At 38.3% G+C, this 15827-nt stretch carries 16 protein-coding genes; 6 read left to right on the top strand and 10 right to left on the bottom strand.

Going from position 1 to position 15827, the window contains the following annotated elements; all coding sequences use genetic code 11:
• Window positions 1-6: 6 nt before the first annotated feature.
• Both Sdiek1_RS08690 and Sdiek1_RS08695 read right to left on the bottom strand, forming a co-directional pair.
• Window positions 7-471, bottom strand: coding sequence for a hypothetical protein (locus tag Sdiek1_RS08690; protein WP_087438760.1), 465 nt, complete (start codon window positions 469-471; stop codon window positions 7-9).
• Window positions 464-742 carry a DUF2018 family protein gene (locus tag Sdiek1_RS08695; RefSeq protein WP_087438761.1) on the bottom strand — a complete coding sequence of 93 codons (279 nt, stop codon included), beginning with the start codon at window positions 740-742 and terminating at the stop codon, window positions 464-466. The genes Sdiek1_RS08690 and Sdiek1_RS08695 overlap by 8 nt, the downstream gene beginning before the upstream one ends.
• A gap of 423 nt (window positions 743-1165) precedes the next feature.
• On the opposite strand from Sdiek1_RS08695, the gene Sdiek1_RS08700 reads away from it, so the two are divergent.
• The 5 genes from Sdiek1_RS08700 (at window position 1166) to Sdiek1_RS08720 (ending at window position 7350) form a co-directional block, all read left to right on the top strand.
• Window positions 1166-2428, top strand: coding sequence for an O-acetylhomoserine aminocarboxypropyltransferase/cysteine synthase family protein (locus tag Sdiek1_RS08700; RefSeq protein WP_087438762.1), 1263 nt, complete (start codon window positions 1166-1168; stop codon window positions 2426-2428).
• A 9-nt stretch (window positions 2429-2437) separates the two neighbouring features.
• Window positions 2438-2851, top strand: a complete 414-nt coding sequence (locus tag Sdiek1_RS08705) for an RrF2 family transcriptional regulator (RefSeq protein ID WP_087438763.1) — start codon at window positions 2438-2440, stop codon at window positions 2849-2851.
• 10 nt (window positions 2852-2861) lie between these two features.
• Window positions 2862-3791, top strand: a complete 930-nt coding sequence (cysK, locus tag Sdiek1_RS08710) for a cysteine synthase A (protein ID WP_087438764.1) — start codon at window positions 2862-2864, stop codon at window positions 3789-3791.
• An 82-nt stretch (window positions 3792-3873) separates the two neighbouring features.
• Entirely contained in the window at window positions 3874-4659 is a 786-nt protein-coding gene (locus tag Sdiek1_RS08715) for a GGDEF domain-containing protein (protein WP_087438765.1), read from the top strand.
• Window positions 4660-4719: 60 nt separating this feature from the next.
• The gene (locus Sdiek1_RS08720; RefSeq protein ID WP_087438766.1) at window positions 4720-7350 is read left to right on the top strand and encodes a valine--tRNA ligase; all 2631 of its coding nucleotides are present in this window, start codon (window positions 4720-4722) and stop codon (window positions 7348-7350) included.
• 53 nt (window positions 7351-7403) lie between these two features.
• On the opposite strand, the gene mog is transcribed toward Sdiek1_RS08720, so the two are convergent.
• The 6 genes from mog to Sdiek1_RS08750 form a co-directional block, all read right to left on the bottom strand.
• The gene (gene mog / locus Sdiek1_RS08725) at window positions 7404-7934 is read right to left on the bottom strand and encodes a molybdopterin adenylyltransferase (RefSeq protein WP_087438767.1); all 531 of its coding nucleotides are present in this window, start codon (window positions 7932-7934) and stop codon (window positions 7404-7406) included.
• A 2-nt stretch (window positions 7935-7936) separates the two neighbouring features.
• Window positions 7937-8872: a ketopantoate reductase family protein gene (locus tag Sdiek1_RS08730; protein WP_087438768.1), complete on the bottom strand. Its 936-nt coding sequence runs from the start codon at window positions 8870-8872 to the stop codon at window positions 7937-7939.
• Window positions 8869-10170 (bottom strand): histidinol dehydrogenase, encoded by a 1302-nt coding sequence (gene hisD / locus Sdiek1_RS08735; protein WP_087438769.1) that lies wholly within the window; start codon window positions 10168-10170, stop codon window positions 8869-8871. The genes Sdiek1_RS08730 and hisD overlap by 4 nt, the downstream gene beginning before the upstream one ends.
• 26 nt (window positions 10171-10196) lie before the next feature.
• Complete coding sequence (locus Sdiek1_RS08740) at window positions 10197-11069, bottom strand: 1-aminocyclopropane-1-carboxylate deaminase (RefSeq protein ID WP_087438770.1); 873 nt, start codon at window positions 11067-11069, stop codon at window positions 10197-10199.
• A 46-nt stretch (window positions 11070-11115) separates the two neighbouring features.
• The gene (gene fbaA, locus Sdiek1_RS08745) at window positions 11116-12192 is read right to left on the bottom strand and encodes a class II fructose-bisphosphate aldolase (RefSeq protein ID WP_202819548.1); all 1077 of its coding nucleotides are present in this window, start codon (window positions 12190-12192) and stop codon (window positions 11116-11118) included.
• Between the two features lie 198 nt (window positions 12193-12390).
• Window positions 12391-13203 carry a peptidylprolyl isomerase gene (locus Sdiek1_RS08750; RefSeq protein ID WP_087438771.1) on the bottom strand — a complete coding sequence of 271 codons (813 nt, stop codon included), beginning with the start codon at window positions 13201-13203 and terminating at the stop codon, window positions 12391-12393.
• Window positions 13204-13319: 116 nt separating this feature from the next.
• On the opposite strand from Sdiek1_RS08750, the gene nth reads away from it, so the two are divergent.
• A complete protein-coding gene (gene nth, locus Sdiek1_RS08755) occupies window positions 13320-13961 on the top strand; it encodes an endonuclease III (RefSeq protein WP_087438772.1) in 642 nt (213 codons plus the stop codon).
• Between the two features lies 1 nt (window position 13962).
• Here nth and Sdiek1_RS08760 read toward each other — a convergent pair whose 3' ends face one another.
• Window positions 13963-14526, bottom strand: a complete 564-nt coding sequence (locus Sdiek1_RS08760; RefSeq protein WP_087438773.1) for a thioredoxin family protein — start codon at window positions 14524-14526, stop codon at window positions 13963-13965.
• A gap of 3 nt (window positions 14527-14529) precedes the next feature.
• Window positions 14530-15819 carry a zinc-binding metallopeptidase family protein gene (locus Sdiek1_RS08765; protein ID WP_087438774.1) on the bottom strand — a complete coding sequence of 430 codons (1290 nt, stop codon included), beginning with the start codon at window positions 15817-15819 and terminating at the stop codon, window positions 14530-14532.
• Window positions 15820-15827 lie beyond the last annotated feature (8 nt).

Here is a 15827-nt window from a genome sequence, read left to right on the forward strand (position 1 = left end):
GCGATCCTACGGTTTCTTTTTTGGTTTAAATTCAACTTCTATACGTTGTAAATTGTCTTCTATAAATATATCTAAAATTGCCTCTTTATTTCTTTGATCGAAGTCATTAAAAACAATCTTCAAATACGTTTGAGCAAGCATTTTATTGTCACCGTCAGGCAACAATGGAATAACCACTGTTTCTAAAGGATGTTTCTTCTGCATTATATATTGCATTGGATATCCTCTGTAGTTGACCAATACCGTCAACATATTATTTGTATACAGTGTCCAACGTAAGCGTAAAATGTACTCATTATTGGGATTATCGGCTGTAGGTTTTTTCGTAACCTCTTTATGGTTAATTAAAACCAACCCTATTTCATCCTTTTTGAGAATGAATTGATGGGTGTATTCATAATTAATCCCTGCTGAGAGAGCACATGTGCACGCTAATATCCAACAGACAAATCCTAGCCCTATTTTACTCATTTTGAGTTAATATTTCTCCCATTGTGCTAATAAAAAGATCATTATTGTGTTCAACAACAGAATCTGTCTCATCCATTAACACCGTAGAAATCAATCCTTCAAGAGCATCGACTCCAAACTGTTTTTCAAGTAAAATTTCCATGGCACTGTAACGATCTACGATTTGTAAAAGCTTCATTTTGACAAGATCTTGGTTAGCATGAAAGAGAATATCAAAAAATTTACTTTTGGGACTTCCCATAAAAAAGTCATCTTCATCTTCGTATAACATCAAATTCTCCTGTGCTTTTAAAAAGATAAGATTATAGCACACTAAAACTTGGCTCATCTAAAAAAGCTACTTTATTTTGAGCGTTTTAAATATAGTAGCGACTAACAAAGCGTTAGTTGATATCGTATTTAGTCTATTAAATATTCTCATAAAACATACCATAAAATAGATATTTACATATAATTATATGTAAAATAATCTGTTAAATTTACACTGTTAGTTTATACGATATAAATAGAAATTTACGTATTATTTCTTACATATACATCTTTACATGTAAACACTCTTTATCGACATCTACCCCACCCTCTTCTAAAAATATCAATCTCTACTTTTTTAATCATTAGTTGCTTGATAGAGTTACTTGACATTTAAAAATATTTAGTCTATACTTTCAGCAACAATACATCAAAAGGATGAAAGATGAATCAGGAAACCCTCGCCTTACATTACGGATATGATAAACAACACTTTGGAACAATGTCAGTACCTATCTATCAAACCACTGCCTATGATTTTGGAAGTGCAGAGACTGCCGCCAATCGTTTTGCCCTTCGTGAACTTGGACCTATTTACACACGTCTGAACAATCCAACAACAGACGTCCTTGAAAATAGAATTGCTGCTGTTGAAAATGGCGAAGCAGCCATTGCAACAGCAACAGGTCAAGCGGCTATCTTTTTCGCCATTGCTAACTTAGCAGAGGCTGGAGATAATATTATTGTTGCGAAGAAAGTATATGGAGGATCTACAACACTTTTAACGCATACATTAAAACGTTTTGGCATTCAAGGCAGAGTCTTTGAAAGTGATGATGCCGATGATTTGGAAGCCCTTATTGATGACAAAACTAAAGCAATCTTTTTTGAATCACTTTCAAACCCACAAATTGCAATCCCAAACATCGAAAAAATCGTTGCTGTAGCTCAAAAATACAACATTATTTCTGTATGTGATAACACCGTTGCAACACCAATTCTCTTCCAGCCACTTAATCATGGCATTGATGTCAGCGTTCATAGTGCTAGCAAATACATCTGCGGTCAAGGCAGCGCAATGGGTGGATTGATTGTGGAAGCTAAAGGGCTCAATGCGAAACTGATTGGCAATCCACGCTATCCACAATTTAATGAACCCGATGAGAGCTACCATGGATTAGTCTATGCAACATTACCATTCCCTATTTTTTCACTCAGGATTCGCCTCTCACTGATTCGTGATATTGGAGCGACCATTGCGCCCTTTAACTCTTGGTTGCTCATTCAAGGACTTGAAACATTATCCATTCGTGTGAAAGAGCATTCACGTAATGCTTATAAAGTAGCAAGCTTCTTAGAAGCGCATCCTAAAGTGAAAAAAGTCTCATACCCCGCTTTAGAGAGTGACCCTTTACATGGTAGAGCAAAACAATACTTTAAAGACGGTCAAACATCTGGACTGTTAAGTTTTGAAGTTGATGATTTTGAATTTGCAAAACACATTCTTAATTCAACAAAAATCTTCTCAGTTGTTGTGAATATTGGTGATTCAAAATCAATCATTACCCATCCAGCCAGTACGACCCACCAACAGCTTTCTGTTGAAGAATTAGAGCTTACGGGTGTTAAAGCTGGGCTTATTCGACTCAGCATTGGACTTGAAAATGCAGATGATCTTATCGAAGATCTTAAAATTGCTTTAGGTTAAGGACGCAAAATGTCATTACTCTCAACCAAAGGGATGTATGGTTTAAGTGCCATGTACCAACTCTTTTTATCAAAGAGTGCAAAGCCTTTACAAATTAAAGAGATCTCAGCACGTGCTGAGATTCCACAAAACTACTTGGAGCAACTTTTAATTCTATTGCGTCAAGCAGGTTTAGTCAACAGTGTTAGAGGTGCCTATGGTGGCTATCTTCTTGCCAAGAATGCTCAAGATATTTTGATTAAAGATATTTTGATCGCCCTTGAAGGAAACCTTGTCGTTACAGAAGGTGAAGTAAAAGACCCTGTACTTCGCATTTTCTATGAAGAAAGCAATGCAAAGATACAAGAGATTTTCAATTTACCACTTTCTGAGTTTGACGTTTATGCACAACGTCTTAACAATCAATTAAATTACAATATCTAAGGAGATTATTATGTATGCACACAATGTAACTGAACTAATTGGAAATACTCCTCTTGTCAAACTAACCCGTGCCTCAGAAGCTTCAAATGCTTTGGTACTAGGAAAATGTGAATTTCTAAATCCATCACATTCCGTCAAAGATCGTATCGGATTTAATATGATTAAAACAGCACTTGATAAAGGGTTAATTGATCTCAATTCAATTATCATTGAACCAACAAGTGGCAACACTGGTATTGGACTTGCAACTGTATGTGCAAGTATGGGACTTAAACTGATGCTTACTATGCCTAGTTCCATGAGTTTAGAGAGACGTAAACTTCTAGCAGCCTTGGGGGCAGAACTTGTATTAACGGAACCAGCCTTGGGAATGAAAGGTGCTGTCGATAAAGCGACTGAACTCTCAAAAGAGATACCAAACTCCTTTGTGCCACAACAATTTTCCAATGAATCAAACCCTGCAATTCACTATGCTACAACAGCGGAAGAGATTTGGAAAGATACCGATGGTAAAGTCGATATTTTTATAGCAGCTGTTGGGACTGGTGGAACCATCACAGGTACAGGAAAAAGACTAAAAGAGCTGAACCCTAATATTCAAATTATTGCCGTTGAGCCAGAAACATCACCTGTTCTTTCAGGTGGAAACCCAGGACCACATAAAATCCAAGGTATTGGCGCTGGATTTATTCCTTCAGTCCTTGACACAAAATTGTACAATGAAGTGGTCAAAGTCAGTTATGAAAACGCCATTGAAACCTCTCGAAATCTTGCAAAACAAGAAGGTTTATTGGTAGGTATTTCAGCAGGAGCAAATGTTTATGTTTCATCTCAAATTGCACTTAAACCTGAAAATAAAGGTAAAACAATTGTTACCATTTTATGTGATACTGGTGAGCGTTACCTAAGTGCGGGATTGTATGAGTATAAAGAGTCGTAAAACGACTCTTTATTTTATTTCTTCCTCTTTTATTCATTTTTATGGTACTATTTTCACAACATAAAAGGGGTATAGGTACGTTATGAAACGAATCCCACGCATTCTTCTTAAAAAGCCTATTTTGCTTGGTTCAATAACATTTGTTGTGAATCTTGTCATTAGTATGTCACCTGTTCTATACCTTCATGGGAAACACGTAGCACACTACAAAAGTATCCCTTCTTTCAATACGCAACTCCTTATCGAAGAGCAGGATATTGTTTACAGTGCCCTGTTCTATTCCTTTATTTTTGCGTTTATTATTTCCATTCTCATCACATTTCTAGCCTTTTTTTTAAAAAAATCTTACCTTGAAGTTGAAAACTTATCGCATTTTGATGGTCTAACAGGACTGTATAATCGTTTAATGTTTATGAGTGTCTTTCAAAAAGAAATACAAAAAGTAAAACGTAACCGTGACTATCTTTTTTTAGTCATCTTGGATATAGATGATTTTAAGCCTATTAATGACACTTATGGGCATCTTATAGGAGATGAGGCAATTAAAATAACGGCTAGTACATTACAACAACTTCTTCGTGCCTCTGAATCTATTGCACGTTTTGGCGGGGATGAATTCATTATCTCTATTGTTGATCAAGACAAAAATGCCGCTTCAACGATTGTCAATCGTATTTTAAATGAATTTAACAACAAAACAATTCCAGTTTCTCGCAATCACGATCAACAAGAACTTCAAATCAATCTCAGTATTGGCTACACACTCTATAGAAATGATGATGATTTTAAAACAATGCTGCAACGGGCAGATCAAGCACTTTATATCTCTAAAGAAGCTGGCAAAAACACCGCCACATTCCTAGCTTAAACCAAGTCTTACCCCTATTTTTGTATAATCTAACAAAAAATTTATAAGGTATAGATGACTATGAGTGAAAAAAGCACCGTTTACAACCCAAAAGAAATAGAAGAGAATTATTACAAAATTTGGGAAGATAGAGGCTATTTTGAAATTGACGGAAATAAAGCCATTCAAGAGCAAGGCAAAAACTTCTGTATTATGATGCCACCTCCCAATGTGACGGGAAGTCTCCACATTGGACATGCTCTTACCTTTACCCTTCAAGATATTATCACCCGATTCAAACGCATGGACGGATTTAAAACACTTTGGCAACCAGGAACTGATCATGCGGGTATTGCCACACAAAATGTGGTTGAGAAACAACTCCTTGCGCAAGGTATTAAAAAAGAAGAGCTGGGACGTGAGAAGTTTTTAGAAAAAGTTTGGGAATGGAAAGCGTACAGTGGTGGGCAAATCGTTCACCAAATGCGTAAACTTGGAGTCTCTCCTGCATGGAGTAGAGAACGCTTTACGATGGATGATGGACTTAAAAACTCTGTTAAAAAAGCGTTTGTAAAATACTACAAAGAAGGTTTGATCGTTCGTGGGAATTACATGGTTAACTGGTGTACTCATGATGGTGCTCTTAGTGACATTGAAGTGGAGTATGAGACCAACAAAGGTAAACTGTATCACTTAAAATACTTTCTCAAAGATTCCAAAGAATTTTTAGTCGTAGCAACCACCCGTCCTGAAACGTACTTTGGTGATACGGCTGTTATGGTTCATCCAGACGATGAGCGCTACAAACATCTCGTGGGTCAAAAAGTAGTTCTGCCACTTATTGGTCGTGAGATTGAGATTATTGCCGATGAGCATGTCGATATGAGCTTTGGAACAGGCTGTGTAAAGGTAACCCCAGCACATGATATTAATGACTATGAAGTCGGTAAACGTCACAATTTAGAGTTTATCACGATTTTTGATAGCAATGGTATTTTGAACAGTTACTGTGGTGAATTTCAAGGCTTAGAGCGTTTAGAAGCACGTGCACCTATTATGGCAAAACTACAAAGTGAAGGTTTTGTTGATAAAGTCGAAGATTATGAAAACCAAGTGGGTCACTGCTATCGTTGTAAAAATGTGGTGGAACCTTACATTTCCAAACAATGGTTTGTTAAAAAAGAGATCGCGGAAGGTGCTATTGCAAAGGTCAATGAACACTTAGCCGAATTTTACCCAAGTCACTGGCTCAATTCCTACAATGCATGGATGAAAGAGCTTCGTGATTGGTGTATCTCGCGTCAACTTTGGTGGGGACATCAAATTCCTGTTTTTTACTGTGATGCATGTGGACATGAGTGGGCGAGTGAAGCGGAGAGCGAGTCAGAATGCCCTAAATGCTATAGCAACAAGCTTCACCAAGACCCTGATGTCCTTGATACATGGTTTAGCTCGGGACTATGGCCTTTCTCAACACTCGGCTGGGAAAATGGTGATGCTTACAAAGATGAAAAATGGAATGAAAGTGACTTAAAAGATTTTTATCCAAATACCCTCCTCATTACAGGCTTTGATATCCTTTTCTTCTGGGTAGCACGTATGATGTTTTCAGGTGAACACACCCTTGGAAAACTTCCCTTTAAAGACATTTATCTCCACGCTCTTGTCAAAGATGAACATGGTCAGAAAATGAGCAAAAGTAAAGGAAACGTAATCGATCCACTGGACACCATCAACGAATACAGTGCTGATACCTTACGTTTTACCCTCGCCATTCTTGCTGTTCAAGGTCGTGACATTAAACTAAGTAGTGAGAAATTAGAACAAATTCGTAACTTTACCAACAAACTTTACAATGCTTCACGCTTTTTATTGATGAATGCAAGCTCATTTGAAGATTTAGATAAAATCGAAATTAAAACTGCACTTGGTTTATACATGAAAAGTCGTTTGGCTGTGGCCATGGAAGAGGTACGTGCTCACTTTAGCGATTACCGCTTTAATGATGCAGCAACCACACTGTACCGCTTCTTGTGGGGTGAATTTTGTGATTGGGGTATTGAGCTTAGCAAAGCAGACAAACCTGCTATTTTGGAGCTTGGAGCTATCTTTAAAGAGGCAATGAAGCTTATTCATCCCTTTATGCCATTTATCTCTGAATTCCTCTACCAAGAACTTTCAGATAAAACACTGGAAGAAAATGAATCCATTATGGTCAAACGCTATCCTCATGCACTCAAACAAGACGAAAAAATTGAGAAGACCTTTGAACTTGTTATCGAAGCGATTGTAGGCATTCGACGTGCCAAGGCCAATATTGATCTTGGAAACAAAAAAATAGAGCACGCTTTTATCAAAGTCTCTGATGCTGCAAACCTTAAAGATGCGTTGAAGTACATTAGCTTATTGGCAAAAGTTGAAAATATCGACTTTACTGAGGTTAAGATCGCTAACTCAGCCACCGATGTTGGAGATAATGTTGAAGTGTTTATTCCACTTGATGGTGTTGATCTAAGCCCTATCGTTGAGCGCCTCAATAATCAAAAAATCAAGCTTGAAAAAGAGATCATGAAACTAACAGGTATGCTCTCCAACGAGCGCTTTGTTGCCAATGCTCCCAAAGAAGTTATAGCAGAAAATCAAAAAGGGTTGGATGATGCTAACGCTAAAATGGCAAAAATTGAAGCAGAACTCATTTCACTCGGCATTTAATCTTTACATGTAAAACAGTTGGAGCTTTCAATCTCCAACTGTTTTGCCTCTTTTTAAGACTTTGGACGAAAAGGTTTGATCACTTCTTCGTTACATGTAAGAAAAGGTCCTTCTAAAAGGTCAATACAATAAGGAACTGCTGGAAAGACTGCATCTAAACATTCACGAATGGATTTAGGTTTTCCGGGAAGATTGATGATGAGGCTACGTCCACGAATACCTGCCGTTTGGCGTGATAAAATTGCTGTCGGTACATATTTAAGGCTGACTTGACGCATCAGTTCTCCAAAGCCTGGCATCATCTTTGAGCAAACGGCTTCCGTAGCTTCAGGCGTCACATCACGAATAGCAGGTCCTGTACCTCCTGTAGTGACAATTAAACAGCATTCATCATGATCTGCCATATGTTCAAGGGCTGCTTCAATCAGTGGCTGTTCATCAGGAATCACTTTATACACCCTTTCCCACTCACAGCTTAGATATTCACTCAATACTTGAATAATCGCCTTGCCTGAAAGGTCTTCATAAATACCTGCGCTGGCACGATCTGAGATCGTAAGAATACCAATTTTTATCTGACTCATATTTATTGCTCCATGTTAAATTCTAGTAACGCTTTAATCGTTTTGGTATACGGAGCATCAACGCCTATTTGATGAAGAGCTCGAATGACAACACCACAAATTTCTTCTATTTCTAACGTTCTACCATGTTCTAAATCAACCAACATGGATGGCTTAATCGAGTCAAACTGCTTAATTAGGGTAAACATTGCATCAACATCTTCTTGCGAAATCTTTACATGTAAACTACGTGCAGCATAGGCTGTCTCTTGCATAAGCCCATAAACCACTTCGCTAAGAGGACTTTTCTCAAATAAAATGCCTGTTTTGACACGAAGTAACGCACAAAGGGCATTCACACCATTGTTAATAATCAGTTTTTTCCAAAGTTCTTGTTTAATGTCATATGTTGTCTGGGTCGGAATACCAGCATGATTCAATGCAAGCGCCAATGTTTCTAAAAAGCGCTCATTTTCCATCGTCGTGTGCATCATGCCTAAAATAGTCTCGGCGCTACCAACTGCTTCTATATATCCAGGAAAAACCACATGTGCACCAATTTTTCGTGTCAAACCGCCCATAATATACTCTTCTGAAAAATAGTCACATAATATAGCCTCATTTTCAACGCCATTTTGCAAAGAGAGAATATACGGTGGTTTCATTTGAGCTCGAAGCCATTGAGCAAGTTGAATGGAGACTTCGCGTGTTGCAATTGATTTGGTTGCAAGAATAATCAGATCAAATGAAGTAGCATCTAATTCAGATAAACTCGGTAGATCAAGTGCTTGGATTTTTTGATTGAATTCTAAGCTCGGATGCTTTACATGTAAGCCCTCAGTTTGAAGAGCTTCAAGGTGTGCCCCTCGTGCAATAAAGACAACGTGATGACCATCTTGGAGAAGTTTGGCGCCAAAATAGCTTCCAACTCCTCCAGCACCTAGAATGATAATATTCATTTTTTTGATTGAGAAAGGCGAACGCGAACACTCGCTTCGTGAGCACCAAGTCCTTCAGTGTGTGCTAGCAGTGCACACGCTTCACCAATTTCATCTAGACCTTGTTTGCTCATACTAATGATAGAAGAACGCTTCAAGAAATTCTCAACGCCAAGAGGCGAGTAAAACTTCGCCGTACCACCCGTTGGAAGAGTATGATTCGGTCCTGCAATATAATCGCCAATGGGTTCAGGTGTATAAGATCCCATAAAAATAGCACCCGCATGGTGAATCTTTGGCAGGAGATCAAAAGGGTGAGAGGTAACCACTTCTAAATGTTCAGGTGCAATTTGGTTCATCAAATCTACTGCCTCGTCCATATCACGCGTCACAATAATCGCTCCACGCTCTTTGATAGAAACTTCCGCAATCGCTTTGCGATCTAATGTCTCAAGCCATGTATAGATTTCAGTGCGTGTTTTTTCCGCAATTTCAAGAGAAGGTGTAATCAAAATAGAACTTGCCATTTCATCGTGCTCCGCTTGGGAGAGCAAATCAATCGCTAAAAGGTGTGGATTGGCAGTCGTATCGGCTAAAACACCAATTTCACTCGGCCCTGCAATCATATCAATGTTGACTTCACCAAAAACAAGTTTTTTTGCTGTTGCTACGAAAATATTACCAGGTCCCGTGATAACATCGACTTTAGGAATACTCTGCGTACCGTATGCCATTGCCGCAATCGCACTCGCTCCACCCACTTTAAAAGCCTTCTTGATGTCACATAGATGCATCGCTGCCAAAAGCAGTGGATTGAGTTCATTATTGGGAGCAGGTGTACAAACAACAACCTCTTTCACCCCTGCCACAAGTGCGGGAATGGCATTCATCAAAAGACTACTTGGATATGCTGCTTTTCCTCCCGGAATATAAAGTCCTGCACGATCCACTGGCGTTACTTTTTGTCCCAAGACGGTGCCACTGTCTTCAAAATCAAGCCACGATTTGGGCATAAGCTTTTCATGGTACGCATAAATGCGCTTATAGGCTAACTCTAATGCCTCTTTGAGCTTGGTATCAAGGGCATCATACGCTTTTTTCATATCACTTGTTTTGACTTCAAGTGCTTCATCGTTTGCAACATGCCATTTATCAAATTTTTCAATATGGTTTTTTAAAGCACCATTGCCATCTGCTTTAATCTCTGCAATAATCGTTGAAACAATTTTTGAGACATTTTCCATGTCCATATTTCCACGACATAAAAGTGTATTGAACTGAACTTGAAAATTTTGTTCACTGGTTTTTAAAAGTAACATCGTTAATCCTCTTTATAAGTGCTTTATTATAGCATATTTGCCTTACGCGCATACCGAGCAATCATGGAACTATTGCCCAAAATTCCACCTTGATGCAAGTAAATAGGCGTCCCATCAAGCGATGAGATATGCTCTAATAACGTTTTCCACCCCACAGGATCATACACTAAATCAAACTCTACACCCATCTCATTCTTTAGAGATTTCCATAACTCAAAAAGCTCTGGGTACAATTTGCCATAGTGATATTTTCTCTTGGTTTCTAGTATGGTGGGTAATCGTGTCAAATCAGGTTCAACCATCTTCCACTGCTCTTCCAAATAAACACTATTACCTACCGTGTTACATGTAAAGACAGGAAAAGGAAGATGCTTTTGTAAAAACAGTGCTGTTGTACCCGTTCCTGAGGGAAAAAAAAGATAAGGGTTTTGAATGGAATGTGTTTGTATATCAGATAAAAGCTCATTGGCTAAAATTTTCATACCCTCTTCTGCTTCGCGTTGTCTGCCACCTTCCTTTACATGTAAACTTTTTGCATCAAGCCACTTTTCAGCTTCTTCTTCGCGCAGATGTGATTCGATGATGTTCATTCCATTTGCTAGTGCTGCTTTGTAATTACCCATCGGATTTTCTTTGAGAAAGTGTGACAAATGATCGCATACATAGATGAACTCCCACCCTTTAAGACGTGCTAAAACAGAGAGAGAATACATCGCATTGGACTGGTTTGATCCAGAACTTACCACGCGCTTTATATGAGGAAAATCATGCGTTAAGAAGTAGTAAAATTTACGTGCTTTATTACCTGAAAAATCTTTATCTAACAGATCATCACGTTTAATATAAAAGATCTGCTTGTTAAAAGTCCGTTTTTCAAAAGGAGAAGGAGGAAAAAACATCGTTACATGTAAAAAGGTAGAGACCTCAAAAGAGGTCTCTTAAGGATTATAAGCGATTGAGGCAATTAAGATCTTCAAAGGCTTTAAGTAAGCGACTTTTAATAGCCTCTTCACCTGGACGAAGCCATTTGCGTGGATCATAATATTTTTTATTCGGTTTATCGTCACCCTCTGGATTACCAATTTGACCTTGAAGATAAGGTGCATATTTTTCAATATACCCTTTAACCCCTTCCCAAAATGCCCATTGCGTGTCAGTATCGATGTTCATTTTAATGACACCATAACTAACGGCTTCACGAATGTCAGAGAGTTCACTTCCACTACCACCATGAAAGACAAAATTGACAGGTTTTGCATCGGTTTTAAATTTATCTTGAATATATTTTTGGGAATTATCTAAAATCTTGGGTGTTAAATTCACATTGCCTGGTTTATAAACGCCATGCACATTACCAAAAGAGGCAGCAATGGTAAAATTTGGACTAATTTTTAAAAGCTCTTCATAGGCATAAGCGACATCTTGCGGCTGTGTATAAAGGGCTGAATTATCCATACTGGTATTATCTACACCATCTTCTTCGCCACCCGTACATCCAAGCTCAATCTCCAACGTCATGCCCATTTTACTCATTCGTTTGAGGTATGAAACACACGTATGTACATTTTGCTCTAGTGGCTCTTCTGAGAGGTCCAACATATGAGAGCTAAAAAGTGGTTTATGTGTTTTAGCAAAATGCATCTCACTAGCGCTTAAAAGCTCATCAATCCATGGAAGAAGTTTACGTGCGGCATGATCCGTATGTAAAATCACGGCTACACCATAGGCTTCAGCAAGCGTATGGACATGTAAAGCACCACTAATGGCTCCAAGGACTCCTGCTTTTAGGCCATTCACACCTTTACCTGCATAAAATTCAGCCCCACCACTGGAAAACTGAATAATAACTGGTGAATTAGCTGTTTTGGCTGCCTCTAAAACAGCATTAATAGAATTTGTTCCCACAACATTGACAGCAGGGATTGCAAATTGATTGGCTTTTGCAATTGCAAAAACTTTCTGCACATCATTACCCGTAACAACACCCGGTTTTACAAAATCAAAAATTTTCGCATTCAACATGAAAACGCCCTTTATTTCAATTTTTACATACCTTTCTAAGCAAAGCCCAAAAAGGCTACATTACGCTATGCTCTAAAGCTTGACTCTTGAGGTAAATGTAACATACTTTTATACTGTAAGGCTTTTAGCCTCTATTTTAAAAAACAAGATTTTTGTGAAAAGCCTTACCTTTTCAGAGTAAGGCTCTCTTTTTTGGGGTTATTTAATGGTTACTTTTGCGTTTTTTCTAAGTGTTTGTGCTTTATCTTGTACTTGAATACGGAATTTTTCCATTTTCAAGCCATTTTCAATTTGTGGTTTTACTGTTTCAAATGTTGCTTTCTCAGCTGGTTTTGTATCTTCAACTAAGATAACATGGTAACCAAATTGTGTTTGAACAGGAGTTTTAGTAATTTCACCTTTTTTAAGTGCAAACGCTGCATCTGAGAAAGGTTTTACCATTTGATTTGCTGCGAACCAACCAAGCTCACCGCCACCTTGACCACTAGGACCTGTTGATTTAGTCGTTGCAAGTTCAACAAATTTATCATTGAGTTTTTGACCTGTCAATCCATCAAGTTCTTTGATAACATCTTTAGCTTCTTGCTCTGTTTTTACAAGCACATGTCTTGCTTTAACGGTTGCTGGTTGCATAAATTTGTCAGCATTTTTGTCATAATAATCTTTAACATCTTTTGGATCTACTTTAACAGCATCAAAGATTTTTTTCATCCAGACTTCAAGAGCAAGATCTGCTTTGATTTTTTTCAAAGCTTCCGTATAATCTTTCTCTTTTTCTACACCACTCTTCATTGCTTCTGTAGTCAAAAGTTTACGCTCTACTGCTTGCTCAACAATTTTTTGTTTTGCATCAGCAGGAAGTTCTTCAAACTTTGCGCCTTGCATAGCACGCATAAGAACAGCAATGTCTTGCTCATTGACATCTTCACCATTAACGGTTGCATATGTTGTCGCATTTAAACTTACACCTAGTACTGCAGCTGCAATACTACTTAGAATAACTTTTTTCACTAAAATCCTTTATTGAAGTAATTCGCGTATTGTACCCCAAATCTTATTACTATTTCTTAAATGAAATGTTAATTTTAAGGATTGTCGGTATAATTTTCGAAAAAATAAGGTAGATGATGAAAAAGGCCACACAAAAAGAGGTTGTAATTATTAAAGCTCTTTTTTTGGAACATTACCCCAAAGCGGTTACTGAACTCAAATATAGCTCTTTGTATGAGCTTCTTGTCTGTGTCATGCTCTCTGCCCAATGCACCGATAAACGTGTCAACCTTATTACCCCTGCTCTCTTTGAACGCTATCCTCATGCAAAAGAACTTGCAGAAGCGAATCTCGATGAAGTCAAATCATTCATCGCTTCTTGCTCTTTTTTTAACAATAAAGCTGTTAATCTTCTTAAAATGGCACAAAAAGTAGTTGAACTGTACGATGGAGAGATTCCTTTGGATGAGCAAAAACTCATGGGGCTCGCAGGTGTGGGACAAAAAACCGCTCATGTGGTCATGATCGAATACGCTTCCGCCAACTTAATGGCAGTTGATACCCACGTTTTTCGTGTCGCACACCGTCTAGGGCTTTCAAGTGCTAAAACAGCCATTAAAACGGAAGAAGAGTTAACTAAAATTTTTAAAAATGATCTTGCCACACTTCACCAAGCGATGGTACTTTTTGGCAGGTACACCTGTAAAGCGGTCAATCCCTTGTGTGAAACGTGCTTTTTAACAGAGCATTGTAAAACAAAACAGACATTTAAAGTTTAACTTAACCCGTAACGGTATCAATCCATTTAATGGAACACCCTTGCGAAGGATGCTGAATTTTAGGGGCATCTTGTTTACTAAAGAGCAACATGATTGCCTCTCTGAGATCTTCCTCTTTCACACTACGCGCGTCTTGCCAATTATCATCCAATCTTCCATGATAATAGAGTTTTTCTTCACCATCAAAGAGAAAAATATCAGGAGTACAGACAGCACCAAGATGTTTTGCCACATTTTGATTTTCATCAATAAGATAAGGAAACTCTAGACCCATCTCTTTGATTTTATCGAGCATATGAGCAGGCGAATCTTCTGGATAGTTAGGATGAATGTTTGGGTTGATAGCAACGGTGGTGATGTCCAGTTTTTTGGCAAACTCTGCAACGGCATTCAACCTCTTCCAAATAGCATTAGAGTAAGGGCAATGGTTACACATTACGGCAATCATAAATCCACCTTTGCCAAACAGTTCTTTGCTTTTAAAAATTTTTCCATTTGGATCTTCAAGTTCAAAATGTTCTAATTTATGACCTAGTTCCACTAAAGAGGAATGTATTAATGACATGGCTTACTCCTTATAGGTATTGATGATATTTTGAACAATGAACGCTGTATTTGAAACAGAGTTCATGTCGCACTCTTCTCTTTGAGAATGAGGATAGCGAATCGTCGGTCCAATAGAAACTGCTTCTATTTTTTTAGCTTGACGCATGATCAACTCACCACACTCAAGTCCTGCATGAATCGCTTTAAAGGTGGCATGAGGATAAAACTCTTTCATTACACTTTGTACGCTTTGCGCGAAAAGTGTCATTTCAGGCTTCCACGCTCCATGCCATCCTTCTTGTACGGCATCAAAACCAAGCGCTTTAAAGAAGGCAACAGTTTCATGTGCTAGTATAGCCAAATTTTCATCATCCATTGCACGTGCCGCACAGTCAAATCGAAGTACACCTTCAAAATCGGAAACAATACCAAGATTGATACTCATAGAGGGAATATCAAGTTCTCGATCCCATTCACGAACACCTTGGGCAAAAGCACCCAAAGCCTTTATAATAGAGCTTGATTGAGCAATATATTTTGTGTGAGATCCTTTCTCCAAACTCTTTACATGTAAACGTGTATCGTCTACATGTAAAGGCGTTTTAGATGCGACAATGGCTGTTGCACTTTTAGGAATTGCATTGCGCCTTTCCCCTCCACGCAATGAGACTAAGAGAACATCGTGTTTTAAAAGCTCATACCCTAAAGCTTTAATTGCTGAAGGGATTTTCTTATCAATATCAACGCCTGAATGTCCACCTGTAAAGCTAAACGCACTGATTTCATAGAGTTTAATCTCTTCTTCCAATGGCATATAGTGCAGTTTCAAAGAAGCAATAACATCCATACCACCTGCACAGCCAATGTAAATTTCACCCTCTTCTTCTGCATCAAGATTGAGAAGGTAAGAAGATTGTAGGGGAAGACGAAACTGCATAGCACCAATAAGCCCTACTTCTTCATCAACCGTAAAAAGGCACTCTAAATTTTCATTATGTTCCATGGCCCAAAACATAATGGCCATGCCCATCCCATTATCAGCGCCTAATGTGGAGTGTTTAGCTTTAACAAGAGTACCTTCCATAACAATTTCAATGGGATGGGTATCGCCAATACAGACCATATCGTAGTGCGCTTGTAAGCAGACTTTAGGAGCTCCTTTGTGGCATAAGATATTTCCTACATGATCTTCGTGCACACCAAAACCAAGAGAGTGGGCAAACGCACTGATATACTCTTTCATCTTTGTCGTATGATAGCTGCAACGCGGAATGGCAGTAATTGCTTTAAAATGCTCTAATATTGACTCCATTTAAGCCC

The sequence above is a fragment of the Sulfurospirillum diekertiae genome, assembly GCF_002162315.1.
Taxonomy (GTDB): Bacteria; Campylobacterota; Campylobacteria; order Campylobacterales; family Sulfurospirillaceae; genus Sulfurospirillum.